Genomic DNA, 22,154 nt, shown 5'->3' with positions numbered 1-22,154 from the left:
CCTGCACGCATGCCACACCTCTCCCGCTTGACTTAGTTTGAATTAATTATTTTGACTGATACCAATTGTTATATGCAGCGATTAATTTCTCACCGCACTGGGATTTCCAATTGCTTTGGAATGTGCCAAAATCATCCTGTGTTACACCAAATACGATGGCATTTACGACAAATTCTTCTGTCAGACTCTTCGAATTTGTGATATCGGTTGAAATTTCAGTATAGACAGAACATGGAATATCACTTGCGGGATTTACATGCACAAAATCCCCATAGGTATAATTGAGCTGGGAATAAGCCGCAAATTGGTTCGCATCTTTACGTGCTCGGCAAAGCCAGTAATTACCGTAATCATCGTTGGTACCTGTCAGATAGTTCTGCGCGTTGCCGCGGTTGTTGAAGAAGGTCGGTAATACCGGAACATATTCTCCGTTTTCATCCACCGTATAATCCGTACCCTCCGTACCGATTACCATTTCTTTGAATACCTCAGGATCCAGTTTCTGATTTATGTAGTCCATGGTAGCTTCGACGTTTTTCGCATTTTTAGGAATTACTACATAGGTATCGATCTGGTTTTTTGAGTTTGTACCAGTGCCGGCCTGCCCGTCTTTCTCCAGAGGCTGAATGAATTCAACTTTTCCGTCCGGGTTAGTATTTTTGAAAGTGTCAACCAGGGAAGGAACTGACCAATATCCGTCCACACGGCATAACGCAAGATCTGTCGTAAATTTCTCCAAAACAGTTGCTGACTGATTGGTTGGCATCTCCGGATCCATCAAGCCCTTGGAATATAATTCATTCAGGTATACCAGATAATCATAAAATCCATCCTGTAACTGATAGGGAACCAATTCTCCATTTACATCCTTCCAGTCGGTATCAATACCAAAAGCACCTCCCACGGCACTGGTACGAAGTCCGTCCAAATCGCCAATGGTTAAGGAGAAAGGTACATTGGCACTGCCTTTTCCCTGAGGATCCTTATCCTTGAAGGCTTGAAGCATTGAAGTAAAATCATCCAGTGTAGCAGGCATGCTTAAACCGATTTTATTCAGAAGGTCTGTACGGATGATAATACCGAGATTTACATTAGCACTGTTTTCACGCCCGCTGGGTCCTGCATTCGGTATTGCATAATAGGTATCACCGACAGTACAGATATCAATTAAGGTCTGGTTTAAGCTGGATGCCACGTTGGGCGCATATTGCTCCACCAATGGCTTCATATCCATAAGGGCACCCTGGCTTGCATATTCCGCATAGCGGCTTTTATCATTGATGATAATAAAATCATAATCAGCGCCTGCTGCCATGATGGCGTTTAATTTGTCATTTGGATTATCAGCGGGCAGAATGTCATATTCTACTTTGTAACCGGTGATATCTGTCAGCCACTTCAGTACCGGGTTGGCTTCACCGTCATTCCAGGCCATTCCCCCGTTGTTGGGAACAAGCGCTTTCAGTGTAATGGTCTGCTTTTTCTCTGTGTCCTTACTATCCTTGCTTGTGCTGCTGTCACCGGTTGTCTGCGTATCCGGAGCTTTATTCCCGGTTTCATTGGTATCCTTTTTACACCCTGCCAGCATAGATACCAACAAACTCAGTGTTAATAGGACTGTTACAACTTTTTTGATTTTTTTCACTTCATTTTCCTCCTTGTAATTTTTGGTATATTGCTTCATCGGTTATTATCCCTTTGTTGAACCGATTGTCATACCCTTGATGAAATACCGCTGCATAAATGGATATACCAGTAATATGGGAACCGTAGCCGCAACAATGGCGGCAGATGTGATACTCTCCGGCGATATATCAACCAGCAGCGACGCTTTTGCCTGAATGTCCTGGGTTTTTGCAATCATATCCCTCAAATACAGAGGCAAGGTCTGTAAATTAGAATTTGTTACATACATCATTGCATTGAAATAATTATTCCACAAAAGAACGGAAGTAAATACGGTGATGGTTGCATAAACCGGTTTGCTAAGCGGAACAATGAATTTCAGGAATACTTTGAAATTATTGGCCCCATCCACTTTTGCCGACTCAATGATACTTTCCGGAATATCCTCATAAAAATTTTTGATAATGAGTAAGTGAAATACATTAATTAATCCTGGTAAGATCAGTGATGCCCTTGTATCCAGAATTCCATACATATTGTATAAAAGATAGGTCGGAATGATTCCTCCGCTGAAATACATGGTCAATACAAAGAACAGCAGAATTCCTTTCATATGGGGAAGATGCCTTACGGAAAGCGGATAAGCGGTAACAGCTGTCAATGCCAGCGTGCATAAAGTACCTGCGACAGTAATGAAAAGTGAATTCCCAAATGCAATCAGAAACTGCTTTGATTCCAGAATACTTTTCATTGCATTCGTCTGAAATCCGACAGGAAATATATTAACAGCACCCGAGCTGATTGCCCATTCTGCGCTGAACGCTTTGGATACCACATGCATCAGAGGGAATAATACGATTAATACAAGCAGTCCGATGAACAGATAAGAGATGGAAACTACAATCGTTTCCTCCGTATCCCTACGGATTTTTGTCGGTATCATCCCGCTGCTGTTTTTTTTCTGAACCATTACCAGATGCTCCTTCCTGTTGCTTTTTTACTGGTTAAATTTCCCACTAATACCAGAACCAGTCCTACCAGGGATTCAAATAGTCCGATTGCTGTCGCATAACTGTAATTCATCTGTGAGACACCAGTCCGGTATATGTAGGTACCCAATACATCCCCTGTCTTGTAGACCGTGGGATTATACATCAGCAGAATCTGTTCCGTATTGGCATTCAAGATACCGCCCAGCTGAAGGATAAACATCAGCAGAATGATGGAAGTCATTCCGGGAAGGGTAATATGCAGGATCTGCCTGATCTTTCCTGCTCCATCCACCTTGGCAGCTTCGTATAATTCAGGATTAATTCCGGTAATCGCCGCAATAAATACGATTGCACTGTAACCAATCTCCTTCCAAGCCTCCGATCCTACCACTGCTGTCCGAAACCAGCTGTTGTCCATCAAAAAGCTTATTGGCTTACCTCCGAGAGCTGTGACGGCGGTATTAATGATACCCGTTGACGGGGAGCAGGCCATGACGACAAGACCAGTTACGATGACCCATGACAGGAAATGGGGCATATATAAAATTGTCTGGGATATTTTTTTAAACATGGGATGACTGATTTCATTAATCATGATTGCGATTAATATAGACATCGGAAAGATGAAAGTCAATTTGCTAAAACTAATGATCAAGGTATTCTTCAACACCTTATAGAAAGCCGGAGACAGCATCAGTGCTTCAAAATGCTTAAATCCTATCCACGGACTTTTCAGGAGCCCCTGAAAAATATTGTAATCCTGAAAAGCTGTTATAATACCATACATGGGAATGTATCGAAAGGCGATGATGAATAGAATTCCCGGTATTAAGAACACATACAGCTCTTTATTCTTTTTTATCATCCGCCTGTTTGCTTGTCGTCTTTTCTCATCTAAAACTTTTTTATCCAGCATAATCAAATCCTTCTCTTAAGCATCATTTTATATGTTATGCTTGTATTTTAGCCAGATTAGGAATTTAATTCAATGTTCAAGCTTCTGCTCTCTGGTGTATTCTTATGATGTTCCTGTCTTGATTTTAAGATCTATCTTTCATAAAAATAACAGTGGATATCTCTTTTCCTATCCTCTTTACCTTTCTGATCCCTGAAAAGATTCGTCCGGCACTTATTACCGGATAAAGGAACGGATATTTTTTTAGAATCGGACGGCTCTCTTTTAACTTTGCCGGGCTTAGAAGCAGCCTGGCCGTTAAATATTGGACTTTTGCATTCCATAAGGTTCCCTGCAGGTTACGGTAACCCGTCAATTTATTTCTGATACTGTTCTCCTGTGTTCCATATGTGCCGCTTTGAAGAAGATAATTCAATTCTTTTTCATACAAGACAGCATTTTCTTCTCCCGTAAATAAAGAAAATGCAAGGGAAGATAATCTTTGTTCAAACTCCCTCAGCCCCAGTAAAGCCAATTCCTTTGTCACGTATTCCATATCCGGAGAATTCTTTGTTAAGTATACATAAATATCCGTTAAGGAACGCAGGCCGCATCCTCCTCCGCGATAATGCTTATTCATATGTGCCAGCAAATAAATATAAAAATCATCCCGGCTCATACGGTAACCGCAAAGACTTCCTTCTGCCTTCTCCGCCATTTCCCATATTTTATTATAATACCCGGCACTCGAATCTTCCTCCGGAAGCAGACCGGTGTGCAGTTCTATATTGTAATCGGGACTTTTCATAAAAACATGATGATGCCCATGCTCACCGTTATAGGCATAACCAATTTCCTCCATCCTATTCTTCAATAACCTTTGATCAGAACATTGAATCAGGATATCCATGTCTGCCATCTGCCGCATTCCGGCAGACGGATAATCATTTTTTAAAATGATTCCCTTCAGCGGCAAATAGGGAATTCCTTCCCGCTCAAATACAGAGAGAATCTTCTGCAGTTCTGAATGAAACCTCAGTTCCTTCGCTACTGATTTTCTGCTCATTTCCTGCCATCTGGCATACAGGTCCCGGTCCGGTTTCTTCTTGAGCTTGTCCATGCTGTGAAAGGATAGATTTGCCATGCTATGGTATCTGGAGAGGGCATAAACATCCTTCCATTCCACCTCTTCCGGAATTTCCTTCGGTTCTTCGCCATTTAGCGAACACCCGACCAAGGATATAAAATACTGTTCCGCTTTCATAGGATTCTTTTGTCACCCCGCTTCGCACCGATTTCTTCGCATCTTAGTTTCTTATTCTCCAGCCATACGATTTTATTACATATGGAAAAAACCGATTTTCTGTGTGTTATGATTATTACTGTTCTGTCTTTGAGACACCTTAGGTTTCTCAGCAGTCTTTCCTCTGTCACTTCATCCAAAGCGGAAGTCGCTTCATCCATGAGTAAAACCGGAGCACCGCTATAAATTGCCCTGGCTATGGCAAGCCTTTGAAGCTGACCCTCCGACAATCCGATGCCCCTTTCCCCCAGAACCGTATCATATCCATCCTGCAATTCATTGATAAAGGTGTCCGCACAGGCAAGCTTACAGGCTTCTTTTATCCGGCCCATCCGATACCCTTCGTACCTTTCGCCCCACTTTCCGGAGGTGTCAGTCCCTTTCATTTCCATAAAGGACACTGCCTCTGCGATAGTGCCTGACATCAATCTGCTTCCCTGGGGGACATAGGCAAATAATTTACGGTAACCTGCATTCATTCTGACCGGAAGGCAGCCGCAGGAATCAATCAGAATTTCTCCCGTATAATTCTCATAGACTGACAAAAGGAGTTTTAGCAAGGTACTCTTTCCAATACCGGAATCACCCGCAATGGCAATATAATCCCCACGTTCTATACCAAAGGAGGTATGCTCCAGAATATTTCCCCCCTCCGTTTCATAGGAAAAAGTAATATCATCCATGCGGATTCTATAAAATCCCCGGCATAGTTTATTTATTTCATCCTCCTCAATTGCCAATCCTTCCGCCGGTATTTCTTCCAGTTCCATCAAGCGCTCGGCTGATGCAATTAACCCATAATATCTTGATAAAGCACCTGGCATATTCGTAAACGGCTGCTGTATCTGACCAATCAATTGCTGTACTGCCACCAGTGTTCCAAGATTTAAGACTCCCATAAGAATTTGCCAGCCACACCATATCATACCTAAAAAATATCCCAGGTTTATCCCAAGTCCACCGCCCAATTGGGATAAAACAGCCATGCAGCTTCGTTTTATTCTGGTTTTTCTATGATCTTCCATAAAACCTGCCGCCTTACTGTCTATGATACTTTCTGCCTGAAAGCATTTGATAATCAGCAGGCTTTCCATCACTTCCTGCAGGAAGGAGCGCACAATCCCGTCCTTCTCCTGCACGGCTCTGTGCAAATTTTTCATGCGATCACGAAAGTAATATCCTGCTGCCGCTGCCACGCCTCCGTACACTGCAAACAGAACCGTTAAATGCCAATCAATATAAAGCATGCAGACCAAGGCTCCCAGCAATCTTGCAATCATCAGCACCAGAGCGGGGAGCAGAGCAATCATGCCGTCGCAGACCACAGATATATCACTTGTAATACGAAGCATCAGATCTCCGGAATGATACCGGGACAGGCAGGCATATTCCCTTTTCAAAATGGTATGCAGCATCCGCCCCCGCAGCACCTTTTCCAACTCTGCCTTTGCATACTCTTCCCAATAACGAAAGCTGGCGCGCAAAACAAGCTGGCCCGTTACAATTGCCAGGAGGATAGCTGCATTTTGTATAAATCCATTTTGCCTTCCTCCCACCGCATCATTAATCAGCCCGCGAAGGAGCAGCGCTGCACCGACGGAGCAGACTGCAATGATAGCATTAAGAAATACCAGACAAAAGAGATAGCTTTTTTCTTTGCGGGATACTTCTCTCAGCCAGCTGATTACGGCAGTATCCTTACTTCTGGTTTTATTGTTCATATTCTTTTACCCATTCCAGTAAAACAACTTTTTCCAGCCGCAAAAATTTTGCTTCTGATCCATAATACACCTGCCCGCGGGTAAAACAACCGGCAGCAGCAAAACAGGTATATCCGGTATCTCAGGCTATTGTTTGATAAAATCATCGCTCCCCGTCTGATTTCTTTCACCACCGCAATGACATCCCGTTCAAGAACGCCGTATTCTTTGATGTACTGATTATCTCCGCAAAGAACAAATCCATCCTTTTTTATATCCAGAATGCGGTGCAGGACATACCTTCCATTTGCTCTCTTATATAAAATGATATCGTATTTATGAAGAGATAGCGGTTTTGCGAGAATTACTGAATCCATGCCTGGACGAAGGAAAGGCAGCATACTGCTTCCTCCCGGATAGATACAAAATTCACCCTTCTCCTCAAGAACCCTTCGTACAAAGCCTTCATAATCGGATAACTTAAATTCTTTATTCAAGTACACCAGCTCCTGATAATTTAGCAATGAATTCTCTTACATCCTTCATCGCACAGTCTTTATCAACCTCATACCGGTCCAGAACGGCCTGAACCATTTCCTCTTCCGTTGTCTCATTAATCAGCTTCTCAAATAAAAACGATGCCGTATTGTTATAATACATCAGGCCGTGAAATGACTTTCCGGCTTCTCCTGCTGCAACTGCAACCCTCTCCTTACCTGCCTGGTGCAATATAAAACCTTCCTTTAATTTCATATAGAACGCCTCCTTATAAATAATAAAATCAACCACGTTTGCCGTTCATGCCCTCATATGCGATACGGGCTGCTTCAGTACTTAGATTACATCGCATATAATAGACCGGAATTTGTTTTATTAAGGTATCCGCCATCCCCAGTATCTGTTCCATCTGCTTTCTTCCGCCGGGTCTGTAGGTCTGATTTAGTATGACCTGATAAGCATCCCTTGATTTCATGGGTACAATCTCATTCGTTTGCGATTGCTGCAATACGCAGATTGCCGCAACCCTGGCTCTCATATTGGTACTGATCCGGTGTTTTCCGTCCCAGGGTGTCCCATACGCATAAATTCCATCCTCCAGGATTCGCAGCAAAGGCTTATCATCATTGATCACCTTTACCGAATCACCAAACCGTTCCTTCCACAATCCAGCGTGGGTCGATTTTCCCATACCGCTGGGTCCGGTAAAAAGATAGGCTTTATTATCAAAGGAGATTGCTGATGCATGAAACAGCATGATTTTAAAATCCAGAACTTTTTCACAAAACTTCCGGTATAATGCAATGCTCTCCAGATATTCCTCCGGCTGTTTTGTAATCGCTTTCTCCCTCTCTTTTATTACATCTTCTTTCGTAACATTTATTTTAAGATCCGGCTCCTGTTCCCCCTCATGCCGATAATCTCGAAGCAGCCTTCGGGAATAATCATACCGGCACTCTATTTCCGCAATGATATCCGCCAATCGGTATCGTTCCATATCTGCTCACTTTCCTGCAATGATCTGCTTAAATGATATCAGGCAGGAGGAATCCCGTTCCTCCTGCCTTAAAATGTTATCGGAATATTCCTCCCCAGCCATCCTCATCTCCTGTTCCATCAAATACGGACAGTCCGAAGCCGCTTGCTGTCATAATATCTTCGGTTTGAAAATTAATGATCTCTATCGTAGGCGTTTCATATACTTCCTTCATAATTCACCTCATTCCTGCGCCATACCGCGCATCTTGGTCTCTGTTGCTCCCATCCGCTTAATTCACGGTAATTGTCTTAATCTCCGTATAAGTGGTTGTACCGTCTTTTGTAACATATACTCTTACATAAAGCGGTGCCGCCTTCGTCTCATCCGATAAACCGGAAACAGTACATGCAATGATATACTCTCCTCCCAGCTCCTGTGCCGTGTATGCCGTACTGTCTGCCATGATAGACCTGTACACAATGTTAGAAGATACCTTATTAGAGTTCTCTATAACCGGATTGGTCTGAATATAGGAGTATACATATCCAACCTCATCCGCCTCAAGGGTATTAATTACTCCGAGGAGACGCAGGTCATAGGTGTTCCCTTCCCTGGTTCTGATCTGGTACCCGTAATAGGAAGCCGGGCAGTCGGAGGGCTTTGTATTGTTCATCAAATCAATCAGACTTTGGGCCGTCTCTTCCACTTCATTACTGTCGGCGGTAAAATCCCAGAAGATACGGTCAGCATCAAGAAGCGTGCTCTGCAACAGATTCCAGGTCTCCTGGGCGTAATTACCTTCAGCAAGTGAATTTGCAGCTTCCAGGGAAGCAAGAATACTTCTTCGGGCGTCTGAAAGCTCATACAGCTGAACATTATCCAGGTATCCTTTCCCGTCTCCTGATGGATCCATATTCTGTGCCAGGATGCCTACTGAGGATTTATCACTTCCCATTTTGAAAATGATGGAGAAACGGGTCCAATCCGTACTGGAGGAATATACCTTTTCATTTTCTATTACCGAGTCGTGATTGGAGTCAAAGTAACGCAAACCCACATAGAATTTTGTCACACCCGGATCGTTTCTCATATTCCCCAGAACGATATAATGCTTCCCGCTGGTCAATCCTGCTACCGTCTGGTTCAGATTACTTCCTGCTTTAAAGGCTGCAAAATAATTTCCCTCATATGCGGTTCCATAACCGCTTTCCTTATTATATACCACGGTATTGCTGGGCCACTGGCTCCAGCTTGTCAGATCTCCCGATTCAAAACCTCCGTTTGGAAGCAGCTGCGAAGCTGTGCCACCCCCTGTTTCCCCTATCTGTTCCACCTTATCGGGATCAAATTCTACCGCCGGACCATTGTAGGCACCACGGTTTGGAGCCTGTCCCGCCGGCACCGCATTGCCGTAATAATCCTGTCCCCCGTTGGCGGTCAATCCATTGAAGGTACGTCCCGAAGCCGTTTCAATTATTTTGCCTGATCCGATTGCCGGAGAGCCCTCCATCAGTTTATAGCCGTCCAGCCCCGGTGCCGCATACGCTCCGCCAACTGCTGTATTGGTGGTTCCGGTTCCCGGATCAGCCAGCAGCGGATTATCCGTTAATTTATGAGCGTCTTGAGGTTCCCCGCTGGAATGAATTCCGTATATCGTATTATAGTCAAACACCATCCCCTGCATGGATACACCGGAAGAGGAGTAATTCCAGCTGCCGGCGCTTGCCAGATAAAAGATATTATTATAAAAGCTTACAGAAGTGGGATATGTCGTATTCCATGCCCAGAAATTAATGGGGCTTGCATTAATTCCTCTTCCCTGATACAAGGTATTATTATAAATCACGGTTCCGTCGGAATAGCCGCTGAACATAAAGATTCTGTTCCGGTCATTCTGGCTGATATTGTACCGGATGATACCATTCTGACATTTGACTCCGTATCCGGGTGCATTTACATCATTTCCCTGTCCGGGGGAGCATACGAGAATAAATCCGCCGTCATTATCGTGGGAATAATTATACTGATAGATGGTTCCGGTCTGACCGTAATCTATGTCATATCCCTGTCCGTCCTGCGTCGTTTTGCCTCCGAATGCCTCATTATATTGAAATACCGTATCATCTGCATTCCAGGCCCAGATTCCGCAGCTGGCTCCGCCGCTTCTTTGGTTAAAACCGTCAACCGTGTTATACTCTACAATCGCATCCGTACATACCTGAACCAGGATGCCATCTCCGGCAATATCCTTTACATAGTTATTACGCACCTGTACATCAGTACTTGGGTACCAGGGAGATATTCCTTTGCTGATTGCGCCTTGAAGCTCACCGGTATGATCCATGTCTTCTCTCAAATTCTGGCGGGAGTTTGTCACAATACCCTGTCTGTTAGTATTGCGTACATAATTTCCTTCGATTAGAATACCTTCATAATTGGAGCCATGGGCTTCCTCCCCCTTAAGCATAACGGTATAATTGATACCGGCTCCTCCCCAGTATGCTTTACTTGATTTATCTCCCAGAACATCATGGACATAAGTGTTCTTCACTGCAATATCATGAAGTGTGCCTGCTCCGTCATTCATTATCATAATACCGTTTCGCAGTTTTCCATCTCCGCCGGCGTTGGTGTAACCTGCCGAACGGTTACTCACTTCGATATCCTCAATGGTCCAATATTCCTGATTATAAAGATATACGGTGGCATAGAAGGTCTGTGTGCCCGGTGTCCGTTGGCTGTTCTCTACCTTGGTAAAGTTATTGATGTTCATGGTGATGGAAGCATCTTCCGCGTTAAAATACGGCTTTTCGGCAGCAACACCGTATCTTCCCAACACGATGGGATTGCCCGGCACACCGCTTCCCAGAGGATGCAGTATGGTTCCGGTCCAGCTATCGCCTGACCTGAACAAAATATTGTCACCCGCTGCATAGGTACCTGCATTCACCTTATCGACTGTCTTCCACGGGCGTTCCGGTGACAGCCCGTCATTATTGTCACTTCCTTGCGAGCTTGAAACATAATAGGTGATGTTTCCGGGAGAAGTAAAGCTCTCCGGAGGTATCGCTTCCTGCAAGCCGGTTATGGAAGCCTGAAGCTGATTTAGAGCGCTTTCCAGTTCGCTGTCGGATGCGGCAGGATCACTTAACTTCGCCTCCGCCTGTGCAAGAGCTGCAGCAAAAACACTCCAGGTAGCTTCTGTATAATCTCTTTCTGCCAGAGTCTTTGCCTGTCCCACTGCTGCGGACAGATCGGCAAAGGACTGTGTTACCGCAGTAATTGACAGATCGTCTATATAGCCAAATCCGGCAGCGGAATTGTTGACCGCTAAAATCCCTGCCTGCGTATTCGTTGGTCCTGTCATAAAGGTAATCTTAAAATATGTCCAGGCCTGGCTATTGGAAATCACCTTATATTCGCTTGTTACATTGGCATGCTCTGGGTCAAAATACCTGACCCCTACAGAAAAGGCCGAACTGCCGGCCTCATTTTTTATGTAACCGGAAATCACATAATAGGTAGATGGTGACAATCCGGTAATGGTCTGCCGGATACTGGCATAGGTACTGGTCCCGGCAGGAATGGCTGCAAATTTCGTTCCTTCATGAGCATTTCCATGTCTTGCATCACCGCTGCTGACAATTACAGGTGCTGCATAATTGCTTGCTGCCCCAATCCAGTTCAAACTCTCATCACCAGCCGTAGAAAATGACGTCATATTTTCAAAACCGGCATTCGTGATTATACCGGCAGCATAAGCTGTTGATACGGGAGTCATAATCACTGCAATCATGCAAAATGCAATGATAAAAAATACGCTTAACCATTTACTGATTAATTTTTTCATAATGAAATCCTCCATAGTTTCATTTGTTACCCTGGCGGAAAAGCAGGATTGACTTATTGACCGCCTTATCATTGAACTCTATTCTTGCCTTGCCATAAAGCTCTTCCAGATATTTTTCATAAATTATCTCCTTATACCTGATTTCAATTTCGTCTTTTACCTCTTCATAATCATAGTAACCTGATGTTTCAGTCACAGCACAGTGAAGAATCAGCAATCCTCCGGAAAGATCATCTGCTACAAAGCAGGTTTCCTGATCATTCAAGGAATAAATGGCATCATATAAGCTGTTGTCATATTTTTTCAAATAATACGCCTTGTCTTCATCCACTCTCATACGCTTGGCCTCAATCAGGTATCCGGGTGCCCCTTCGGGATCCTCATAACGATGGTACAGGTCTGTAAAATGACCGGATGTGTCAAGTTCACCAAATATTTTATCAACTTCCTCCATCCCCTCCTCCGTGGCAGTAAAACGCAGCATATACACCTCCTTTGCGTCATCTTTTCGGGCATATTGATCCTTTGTCTCTTCATAAAACCTGTATAATTCTTTTGGATCAATGCCCAGCTTTCCTTCCTTCTCTAACTCATTTTCCAGATTATTTTTGATGTTACTGATGAAATAGGTATAATAAATCGGCGGACTATAGGTTTGAATTCCATAGATCACCTGATTGTCCGCCACTTTTTTTTTGCGGATTTCATTTTCTTCTTCCAGTTTTGCCATCAAGTCTTCATAGGATATGATGTCTGTCAATCCTTTGTGATAGGCTTCTGCCTGGATTAATTTATTCAGCAGTATTTTCTGAAGGGCTTCCTTCCGCAGGGTTTCATCCTGCACATTGACGGAGTAGGCCTGGGTATATAAAAGAAATTCTTCCGAGGTTATGACCCATCCATTGACCGAGGCGATTTCATTCTCTGACAATTCCCTCGATTCTTTTTTGAAACCTTCTGTATCTTTCGGCCTTAAGAGAAGGATTATAATTAGAACTGCGGCGAGAATTATAATCGGACCCGCGGTCTGAAGCAGGAATTTCTTTTTAAAATTGGTATACTTTATTTTTCGCTTCATGCCTTTCCCCAATCTCTTATCAGCTATCATTTCCATTGCCTAAACCAGCATACAGATAATAACGGCAACTGTAACTTTTTAACATTATGCATAAATTTGTAATTCTTTTCTCTTTTACTCTGGTAAAAATTAATTCTTTTATCAAAGGATTATAACAAATCTCCGTCAGAATGCTATATTCAAACTTATCATTACTGGTCGAATCTTATTGTCTTTTAACAGAAATTCCGAATATCAGCAAAAATCTTGCTTCTGAATTGGAATAGCGGCAGATATGCCTGACAATATATAAAAATGACATTATCAAATAACCGCTCTTGATAATGTCATTTTTTGCAATTAAAGAAGTATCATCCGAAAGTTTATCTCATATTGAATATCCGCGGCTTATTCTTCATTCACATTATGCAGCATGACCGCCTCTCCTTCTCTTGCACTGACGGACACATTTTTCAGATGAAGACCGTCAATATTATAGGCTTTCATTCCCGTCTTCCCCAATGCCGTCACATTCTCCAGCGTGATATTTTCCAGGGGAGCCTCCGGCAGACCGGCGAGGAAGATGGCATTGCCGGTCGCGGTATCCAGTACAATATTGCGGAAGGTGATATTGCGGATCACCGGAGTTCCCTCCGTAACCGGATGGCTTTCATCGGGATCAAAGGTCTCCAGATGGTAGTACTGGTCCACATAGATTGCCCCCCGGAACCAGCGGGTATCCCTATGCTCTCCATAGTTGGAGATGCGGCAGTCGGCATAGGTAATATTTTCAATGACACCGCCCCGGTACAAGGGTGCCTTCACCGAACCGACACTGTATGCATCCTCAAATACACAGTCCTGTACCAGCACATTGCGGATTCCTCCCGACATCTCGCTTCCCATGGCAACGCCGAAGCCGCTGAGGAAGGTGCAATTGGTGATTCGAATATTTTCGCTGGGTACACCCCGTTTGCGCCCGTCTTCGTCCCTGCCGGATTTCACGGCAATGCAGTCATCCTGGCTGGCGATCAGCGAGTGGAAGATAACTACATCCCTGCAGCTCTCCGGGTCAATTCCGTCCCCATTGAATATGTCCTTATAACGGTTTCCAAATTCGTCTTCCCTGGTGTACACCTTGATGTGATTCATGCTGACATCCGTACACAGGACGGGATGAATGCACCAGGACGGTGACTGGCGGACTGTGATATCCTTAAGATACAGGCCGTCCACATGGCTGGCATAGAGGGCTCTGCCCCGCTTTCCTGCCTGTTCCTCCATCTCTGCATGAAACAGGCGCATTCCATTGGCATCGATTGTGCCTTCCCCTGCTATGGTAATGTTGCAATACCGCTGTTCCTTTTCATGGGCATTGAGCAGACTGGTATAGCATAGATGCTTTCTGCCCTCCCACAGGTATTCTGTCAGGGGATAATCCGCCGGGTCGGCGCTTCCCAGCAATCTTCCCAGCTTTTCTATAAAGAGCGTCATATTGCTTTTCAAATGCAAAGCTCCGGTTAGAAAGACTCCTTCCGGTATATAGACGATACCCTCCTCACTGCAGGCATTGATTGCCGCCTGAATTGCTTCCGTATTGAGGGTAATTCCGTCTCCCTTCGCACCAAAGTCCCTGATATCAAATAACTCACCCTGTCTCTTCGTAGAAGCTGCAAGGGTATTGCTCTGTGCCAGCAGCTTGCCATCCCGGGCAACAGCACGAACCTCACAGATATAGGAAGTCTCCGGCCTCAACTGCTCGGCAGTGTAGTCTGTACAAGCAGCAATTCCCTCCATCCTGCCGTTTAACAGCACCTGATAGCACTCCGCCCCCGGTACCTTGTCCCACACCAGTGCAAGGCTTGTGGCAGTCCGGGCACCGGACGGGTGATAAAGCATCAACTGATCCATGGTATTTTCCTTCCCTTCTATTGTTTTACCGGTACTGCACCGGTCTGTTCTACATAATATACTCCGATTACAGGAACACCGATTATGTTCCTGCAATATAAATCCTATCTATAGAATACCAGCAAATCAAAGATTATAAAAGACTGCAAAAATTTTATACAGAAAAAACAGCCCCCTGCAGGAATCCATCTATAAGGACTGCTTGCAGAGCGGCTGTTTTTCCTTCTATCTCATACCATTAAACTACTTCTTTCATAATAATCAGTCTGTCGCCTTCCTTTACCTTGCCCTCTTCCATCTCATTCAATGCCATAATGTTATCCACCGTAGTGTAATATTTCTTTGCAATATTCCACAGAGTGTCATCCCTTTTCACCACATAACCGATTATCCCGGGCATTGCCTGAAGTTTTTCCATATCCAGAGGGTTCACAACCACATCCGTGATGACAGGCTCTGTGATCACATCGAATACGATGGTATTCAGATTGATTACTGCCTTAACCTCTATCTCTTCCCCATCCAGCATCATGACACTGAGCTGGTCAAGGCAGGGCTTCACCTCATAATTGCTGCCGGGCTTCATGCCCTTCAGTTCAATTATCTGGGAGAAGGGGATCATGGCCTTCAGAGAGTTCATCGGCCTCCGGTCCTCCTCCGAGATATACAGGATGCTTACTTCAATCACACCCTCCACGGTCAGCTCCGTACTCTCCGCCAGAACATCATCGATCCGGATCTCCCCGCTGGCATGGCACACCTGCAAGATCCTGGGCTGGTCATCCGGAACCCGGATCCGGTCAGAAATCCGGTACTTGCTGTTGTTCTTGATTACCAGATTCTCATAATCCGCATTTCGGATGATGGGTGTGATTTCCTTCTTTGGACTGTAAATGTCACAGAGAATCTCCGGTTCCACTGTTTCATATACCTTAATGCCCAGCTCCAGAATAACCTCCAGGTCGAGAACCCGTTCCTCTCCGTCCGGATCCGGCCTCACCTCCAGGCTCTTACTTCCGATACTGCAGGTAATATCTTCAATCATTTCCTCGGTACAGCCATTGCAGTCTACGGTTCCGCTGAAGGGAAGCTCCGACTCGTAGTATTCCATCGGATTCTCTTCATCCTCCGTGGTGTAAAGAATAAAGACCGGCAGCTCGCCTTTGATTGTAAATTTATCTTCCAGGAGCCTTACCTCCACATTGCTCAGGTTGACATCGGTAAATAAAAGGGTTCCGATATTTCCTTTATTGCCCGGAAGCATGATCTCATCCTTAATGCGGAAGGTGTCCTTTTTATTAATTGCTACGTTTGTAATCTCTATCTTCTTATTTATGTACTGTACATCCTCGGAGTCCTCCACCATGACCGCTGTTTCTTCATCATACAGCTCTTCCACAGCCACATACATCCGGACAACAGATTTGACACTGAGCTTCCGGGAATTGATCAGACCCGTGGACAGATCCTCCAACTCCCATTTCACAATGGGCTCATCATCGGAACAGTTAACATCCATGTTGATCACTTCATCAAAGGGAATGTCCCCCGCAATGTTATGAACCGGCCTCGGATCTCCCTCACAGAGATAGATTACATTAAACCGGAGGACTCCCTTCACCAGCAGTTTTCCGTTCATTGCCTTGATTTCATTGATCTTTACTTCACCCTGCCCAGTGATTATCCGGTCAATATCCGGTTTAATGTCGGGAACATTAAAATCATCGTCCAATGTAAGCTGCAGGGTGCTCTTACATTTCAATTTATTCATGTGAATATTTTTTTTAATCAAATCCACTGGTAATCCCTCCTTAGATTTGGACATACGACGGAATGCCTCTGTCATATCTTATTCGCTTTGCAAAGGATTTATGATATGGATTTGAAAAATAAAGAGCTTAAAAAAAGCTAAAACCGGGCAGGCTTTAGCTTCATTATCCAACAAATGGCAAGGGTTCTCCCCTTGCCATTGTTTTATCTTAACTGCAAAGAATCAGTTCCACATCCTTCGTAAGGACATCGGTGTAGCTATAAGAAACTGTTCTAACCGGCATCCCTTCGTTCTCTTGTATTTTAATTAAGAAAATGCTGGGATAGGTCTCGGAAATAATACCTTCTGTAATATCGACCTTATGGCGTCCCCTGTTGATCCGAATCTTGACCCTCTTTCCTGTCTGATTCATCACTGCATTCCGTACACAATTTACATCATTTTGCTTCATCATTATTTTCTCCTTATCAATGTCCACTCACCTTGGCTGGGGTTCCCATAGGATCTGTTCACATTTTCCAAATAAATCTGTAACAAACTACATGCTTCGCATGCATTATAACATAAATTGCATTTTCCGTCAATGAATTTTCAGACAATTCATAGTCTACAGCGGTAGTTGTGCACATAAATTTGCACATTAAAGTTTTAACTTTTTAGTTAAATTCATGGAATAATTTCACATACCTAGTCCATTTGAACCATTATATACTGGAGTTTTGCACAATTCCCGCACTTTGCAGCATCAAAAACTCAACATTTCGCCAAATTTTACAAAACCACAATATGTTGACCTTGGAAATAATTAGTCAACAAAATATTGTAGCTCCGGCCTATTCGCATCCATACTTTTACTGTTTTGGCCATCAAAATATCATTGGAACTCGATTTTTTCCTCCCGGAGCTCCAGCTTAACCACCACATAAGGATAGGTGACTCCCTGGGATACCACATCCTCCTGGGACGGACCGATGAGCGTGGTCTTAATATGGACGGCATCGCTGGTCAGATACAACTCATCCACTGAGATGCTGTAGCCCCCGCTGTTCTGTTTGCCATAGCCCCTCACAATATAGAGATTGTCCTTATTTCTATAGGACAGCCGGAAGGGCTCCTCCATCTTCTCATCGATGATTTCCTTCAGCTCTCCGGGCAGATCCGCATCCTCCACCACGGTAAACTCCAGATCCTTTATTTTCTTAGCCTCCGTTCCCTCCTGTTTACAGCCCGTAATTCCCAGAATTGTCATCATTATGGTAAGAAGCAGAAATAATATTCTGGATCTTCTCATCTTGACCTCCATAGATTTTTCCTTATAGAATTCTATGTTTCCATCGGCAAAATAATGAGGATTTTTCGCATAGACGATGCTTTTAAGAACCGTTACTGATTCCCCGGCGGTATTCGCTGGGGGAGACACCGAAGATCTCCTTGAACACCCGGTTGAAGGTCCGCTGGCTCTCAAAGCCGGAATCCACACTGATTCGGGTCAATGTATAGTTGGTGGATTGAATCAGTGCCTGGGCATAGTTTGCCCGTATATGGTTCAGATACTGGTTGAAATTAGTCTTCAGCTTTGCGGAAAACACACGGGACAGGTAGAATTTGCTCACATTCAGATGCTTTGCCAGCTTCGTCAGCGTCAGAGGCTCCTGGAAATGCTCCGCCACATAGCTGACAATATGATAAGTGAGGTCATAATTGCTGATATCCCGGTTTTTCATCAGAGTGATCACCGGAAGAATCCGGGAGAGTATTAGCAGTACAAGGGCGCGGCAGGCATTCAAATTCCTGCCCTCCCGGCACTCCTTCTCCAGCTCCAGCATCGCAAGGCTCACATTGGGGTGCAGCTGGTCAGCCGTCAGAAAGGGCTTCTCCGGGGAATAGCTGGTCAGCCTTTTGAAGAATTCTCCCGTAAGCTCCAGACTGCAGATGACGACAATGCTCCGTCCGGGCAGTCTTCCCTCCATTTTTCCATAGCTATGAACGGTATTGGGAAAGATGACAGCAAAATCACCCGATTCTAATATGCGGGAATGACCGGACGCTTCTACCTCGATTGCTCCGCTCTCCACATACAGCAATTCAATCTGACCGTGAAGGTGATCGGGAAATTGAAGATCATCCGAATAAAACACCCTTATTTCGTCCTTTATATTTTCATAGAATGCTTGCATAGCTATACCCGTGCCTTTCACTTTTTGATGGCCTGTTCAAAAAGTGAATAGGCCCTAATAAATAGTTTGAAAGTGACCTTTTTTCAAACCTTTCTCCTCATAATTTAAGTCCATACAGCAATATTTGGCTGATTATTTAGGTTTATTGTCCCTCATCCCGTCCAATAGATGTTATAATAGCATTATCAGACAATGCTGATATTCCAAGAATATCACAAAATACCAATTAAGAAAAGAGGTTTACAGTTATGGGACATAAGTTAGCAATCATCGGCTACGGCGGCATGGGTGACTGGCATTATCGCAGCGTAACCGATTCCATCGACAGCGCAACGGTAAAGGGAATTCTGGATATCCGTGAGGAGGCCTGCCGCAAGGCGGAGGAAAACGGACTTCATGTGTATCAAAGCCTGGAGGAATTAGTCCGGGATCCGGAGATCGATCTGGTGACTATTGCGGTACCCAATGATTTTCATAAGGACTATTCCATTGCCTGTCTGCGGGGCGGCAAGAATGTTGTCTGCGAGAAGCCCGTTACCATGAACGCAGAAGAGTTAAAGGAGATTATGGCTGTTGCAAAGGAAACCGGCAAATTGTTCACGATTCACCAGAACCGCAGGTGGGACAGGGATTACCGGATCATTAAGCAGCTGTACCAGGACGGAACCATAGGCAAGCCCTATTTTATTGAAAGCCGGGTGCAGGGTTCCGGCCAGATGCTCCACGGCTGGCGAGGACATAAGGTAAATGGAGGCGGCATGGTCTATGACTGGGGGGTACATCTTTTTGACCAGCTTCTGAATCTCATTGACAGCCCTGTGGTCTCCATTGCTCCCCATCTGGTTTATCTGTTCAATCATGAGGTGGATGATAATTTCAAAGTGCTTCTTACCTTTGAAAACGGAATCTCCGCCTTGGTAGAGGTTGCTACCAACTGCTTTATTAACCAGCCCAGATGGCATATGTGCGGAAGCGAGGGAACGGTTGTCATCAAGGATTGGGAATGCAACGGCGAAGTGGTCAGCCTGGCCAACAAGGATGCTCTGAAATGGGAGAATGATATCGTCTACACCGCCGCCGGGCCCACAAGAACCATGGCTCCCCGGCCGGATGAAACGAAGAAATTCTCTCCCCTTCCTCAGGTGGAGACCTCCTGGAGCGAGTTTTACAATAATATTGTCAATGTCCTGGACGGCAAAGCCGAGTTAATCGTAAAACCGGAGCAGGCACTGCGTGTTATGACATTGATTGATGCTATCTTCCTTGCAGCCAGGGATGGCAAGCCCGTGTCCTGCAGAATCTGATGCTGCGGATGCAGTACCCGGGAACATAGCACGTGTTTCTGCTGCCAGGGCATATATGGGTCTGTTCTTATCACTTACCATTAACCGTATTATAAAGGAGGTTACTCTATGTCTACAAACAAGAAAGTATTAATCTTACAGGGAGGCTGGGACGGTCACGAGCCGAAGCTCACCTCCAAGCGTTTTGCAGGACTTCTGGAAAAACACGGATATACCTGCACGATCTCCGATACATTGGATGTCCTTGCGGATGCCGATATGCTGACGGATCTGGATCTGGTGGTTGCCTGCTGGACTATGGACAAGATCGACAACCAATATGTTATCAATCTTTCCAAAGCAGTCGGCTCCGGTGTCGGCCTGGCAGGCTGTCATGGAGGTATGTGCGATTCCTTCCGCGACAATACGGAATGGCAGTTCATGACCGGAGGCCAGTGGGTCAGCCATCCGGGCGGTGACGGCATCGAGTATACGGTCAATATCAATCACGGTTCCAGTCCGATTACCGAGGGGCTGGAGGATTTCACGGTATGCAGCGAGCACTATTATCTTCATATCGATCCGGCAATTGAGGTGCTGGCCACCACCCGCTTCCCTTCGGTGAATTATTACCACATCTCCAACAAGCCGGTTGATATGCCGGTCGCCTGGACCAAGTTCTGGGGCAACGGCAGGGTATTCTATACCTCTCTGGGTCACCACGACGATGTGTTTGACAAATCCCCCAATGCCCAGATCATCATGGAAAGGGGCCTTCTATGGGCTGCCCGGGGAAAGGCTTATGCTCTTGAGCACAAGCTTACTACCGAACGCTTTGAAAATACAGCCAAGATGTATTAACAGATATTAACCCCGGAAAGGAGAGAAGCATCCGCGGTATGGTCCAATACCTCGGATGAAAGGAGATAATATGAATAATGCTAAAGTAAAAGCAGCAATGATCGGTGTCGGCGCCATCAGCGGCATTTATCTTGAGAATCTCACAAAGGTCTTTACAGAACTGGAATTAGTCGGCGTCTGTGACCTGATTCGGGAAAGGGCGGAGCAAGCCCGGGAGAAGTACGGGATTCAGAAATTATATGAAACCATGCACGAAGCCTTTGCCGACCCGGAAGTCGATATTGTGCTCAATCTCACCAGGCCTTATGAGCACTATGAAGTAACCAGTGCAGCCCTGCTGGCTGGAAAGCATGTATACAGTGAAAAGCCCTTGGGCGCAAGCTATGAGGAGGGCGCTAAATTAGTTGCTCTCGCCCGGGAGAAGAACCGGATGCTGGGCGGAGCACCGGACACCTTCCTGGGTGCCGGTATTCAGACCTGCAGACGCCTCATCGACGACGGCTTCATCGGGGAACCCATCGGTGCCGCGGCATTCATGATCTGCCACGGTCATGAGACCTGGCATCCGGATCCGGAGTTCTATTATAAATACGGCGGAGGCCCGATGATGGATATGGGTCCCTACTATGTCACCGCCCTGGTGAATCTCATAGGCGGCGTAAAGGGTGTCACAGGTGTGACCAAGACCAGCTTCCCTCAGAGAACCATCACCAGCCAGCCAAAGAGCGGAACCATCGTGGATGTGGAGGTTCCCACTTATGTTACCGGTATCCTGAGCTTTGACAACGGTGCGGTAGGAACTATCTTTACTACCTTTGATGTGCATTATAACCAGCAGGCCCGGCTGGAAATCTACGGAACAAAAGGAACCCTGCTGGTTCCCGACCCCAATACCTTCGGCGGCCCCATCAAGCTCCTTCGTCCAGAAGACGGAGAATACCGGGAGATGCCTCTCATGTATGATTACAGGGAGAATTCACGGGGTCTTGGCCTGGCGGATATGGCAAAAGCCCTGCAGACGGGCAGGGACTACCGGGCTGGCTACCCTCTGACCCAGCATGTGCTGGAGATTCTGACCAGCTTTGAGAAAAGCAGCGCCGAGGGCCGCTATCTTCCCCTTGAAACCCGGTATGAACGGGCTATGCCGATGAAAAACAATCCGATTCACGGCATTTTAGACTAATAACACCCCAAAAGGGGCTGTCGCAAAATAGACTTGCTGAAAATATTGCATAAAAAATGCGCCTTGAC

19 protein-coding genes are annotated in these 22,154 nt (G+C 45.3%); 3 read left to right on the top strand and 16 right to left on the bottom strand.

Features of this window, described 5'->3' with window-relative positions; translation table 11 throughout:
* Positions 1-46 precede the first annotated feature (46 nt).
* The 16 genes from HNQ56_RS14175 to HNQ56_RS14100 form a co-directional block, all read right to left on the bottom strand.
* The gene (locus HNQ56_RS14175) at positions 47-1,645 is read right to left on the bottom strand and encodes an extracellular solute-binding protein (protein WP_429147366.1); all 1,599 of its coding nucleotides are present in this window, start codon (positions 1,643-1,645) and stop codon (positions 47-49) included.
* A 45-nt stretch (positions 1,646-1,690) separates the two neighbouring features.
* Positions 1,691-2,596 carry a carbohydrate ABC transporter permease gene (locus HNQ56_RS14170; protein ID WP_429147363.1) on the bottom strand — a complete coding sequence of 302 codons (906 nt, stop codon included), beginning with the start codon at positions 2,594-2,596 and terminating at the stop codon, positions 1,691-1,693.
* Entirely contained in the window at positions 2,596-3,483 is an 888-nt protein-coding gene (locus HNQ56_RS14165; protein ID WP_429147361.1) for an ABC transporter permease, read from the bottom strand. Before HNQ56_RS14165 ends, HNQ56_RS14170 begins: the two co-directional genes overlap by 1 nt.
* Before the next feature lie 175 nt (positions 3,484-3,658).
* The gene (locus tag HNQ56_RS14160) at positions 3,659-4,777 is read right to left on the bottom strand and encodes a nucleotidyltransferase domain-containing protein (protein ID WP_429147357.1); all 1,119 of its coding nucleotides are present in this window, start codon (positions 4,775-4,777) and stop codon (positions 3,659-3,661) included.
* Positions 4,774-6,537 carry an ABC transporter ATP-binding protein gene (locus HNQ56_RS14155; protein ID WP_429147355.1) on the bottom strand — a complete coding sequence of 588 codons (1,764 nt, stop codon included), beginning with the start codon at positions 6,535-6,537 and terminating at the stop codon, positions 4,774-4,776. The genes HNQ56_RS14160 and HNQ56_RS14155 overlap by 4 nt, the downstream gene beginning before the upstream one ends.
* Positions 6,534-7,013, bottom strand: a complete 480-nt coding sequence (locus HNQ56_RS14150) for a S24/S26 family peptidase (RefSeq protein ID WP_429147352.1) — start codon at positions 7,011-7,013, stop codon at positions 6,534-6,536. The genes HNQ56_RS14155 and HNQ56_RS14150 overlap by 4 nt, the downstream gene beginning before the upstream one ends.
* On the bottom strand, positions 7,006-7,269 hold the full coding sequence (locus HNQ56_RS14145; protein WP_429147349.1) for a PqqD family protein: 264 nt from the start codon (positions 7,267-7,269) through the stop codon (positions 7,006-7,008). The genes HNQ56_RS14150 and HNQ56_RS14145 overlap by 8 nt, the downstream gene beginning before the upstream one ends.
* Before the next feature lie 28 nt (positions 7,270-7,297).
* Complete coding sequence (locus HNQ56_RS14140) at positions 7,298-8,011, bottom strand: hypothetical protein (protein ID WP_429147347.1); 714 nt, start codon at positions 8,009-8,011, stop codon at positions 7,298-7,300.
* 76 nt (positions 8,012-8,087) lie between these two features.
* Complete coding sequence (locus tag HNQ56_RS14135) at positions 8,088-8,225, bottom strand: hypothetical protein (protein ID WP_429147344.1); 138 nt, start codon at positions 8,223-8,225, stop codon at positions 8,088-8,090.
* A gap of 57 nt (positions 8,226-8,282) precedes the next feature.
* Positions 8,283-11,843 carry a carbohydrate binding domain-containing protein gene (locus tag HNQ56_RS14130; RefSeq protein WP_429147342.1) on the bottom strand — a complete coding sequence of 1,187 codons (3,561 nt, stop codon included), beginning with the start codon at positions 11,841-11,843 and terminating at the stop codon, positions 8,283-8,285.
* 19 nt (positions 11,844-11,862) lie between these two features.
* A complete protein-coding gene (locus HNQ56_RS14125) occupies positions 11,863-12,921 on the bottom strand; it encodes a hypothetical protein (protein WP_429147339.1) in 1,059 nt (352 codons plus the stop codon).
* A gap of 387 nt (positions 12,922-13,308) precedes the next feature.
* A complete protein-coding gene (locus HNQ56_RS14120; RefSeq protein WP_429147336.1) occupies positions 13,309-14,811 on the bottom strand; it encodes a glycoside hydrolase family 28 protein in 1,503 nt (500 codons plus the stop codon).
* Between the two features lie 238 nt (positions 14,812-15,049).
* The gene (locus tag HNQ56_RS14115; RefSeq protein ID WP_429147333.1) at positions 15,050-16,609 is read right to left on the bottom strand and encodes a DUF3794 and LysM peptidoglycan-binding domain-containing protein; all 1,560 of its coding nucleotides are present in this window, start codon (positions 16,607-16,609) and stop codon (positions 15,050-15,052) included.
* Positions 16,610-16,790: 181 nt separating this feature from the next.
* Positions 16,791-17,033 (bottom strand): Veg family protein, encoded by a 243-nt coding sequence (locus tag HNQ56_RS14110; RefSeq protein WP_429147330.1) that lies wholly within the window; start codon positions 17,031-17,033, stop codon positions 16,791-16,793.
* Positions 17,034-17,456: 423 nt separating this feature from the next.
* Entirely contained in the window at positions 17,457-17,873 is a 417-nt protein-coding gene (locus HNQ56_RS14105; RefSeq protein ID WP_429147327.1) for a protease complex subunit PrcB family protein, read from the bottom strand.
* A gap of 82 nt (positions 17,874-17,955) precedes the next feature.
* A complete protein-coding gene (locus HNQ56_RS14100) occupies positions 17,956-18,720 on the bottom strand; it encodes a helix-turn-helix transcriptional regulator (RefSeq protein WP_429147324.1) in 765 nt (254 codons plus the stop codon).
* Positions 18,721-19,007: 287 nt separating this feature from the next.
* On the opposite strand from HNQ56_RS14100, the gene HNQ56_RS14095 reads away from it, so the two are divergent.
* From HNQ56_RS14095 to HNQ56_RS14085, 3 genes are all read left to right on the top strand, one after another.
* Entirely contained in the window at positions 19,008-20,063 is a 1,056-nt protein-coding gene (locus HNQ56_RS14095; protein ID WP_429147321.1) for a Gfo/Idh/MocA family protein, read from the top strand.
* A gap of 108 nt (positions 20,064-20,171) precedes the next feature.
* Complete coding sequence (locus tag HNQ56_RS14090; protein ID WP_429147318.1) at positions 20,172-20,903, top strand: ThuA domain-containing protein; 732 nt, start codon at positions 20,172-20,174, stop codon at positions 20,901-20,903.
* 70 nt (positions 20,904-20,973) lie between these two features.
* The gene (locus HNQ56_RS14085; RefSeq protein WP_429147316.1) at positions 20,974-22,086 is read left to right on the top strand and encodes a Gfo/Idh/MocA family protein; all 1,113 of its coding nucleotides are present in this window, start codon (positions 20,974-20,976) and stop codon (positions 22,084-22,086) included.
* Positions 22,087-22,154: the final 68 nt, after the last annotated feature.

The organism is Anaerotaenia torta, from assembly GCF_050433395.1.
Lineage (GTDB): Bacteria > Bacillota > Clostridia > Lachnospirales > Lachnospiraceae > Mobilitalea > Mobilitalea torta.
Note: the sequence above shows the minus strand (reverse complement) of the source record. Positions and strands in the feature narration are given on the sequence as shown.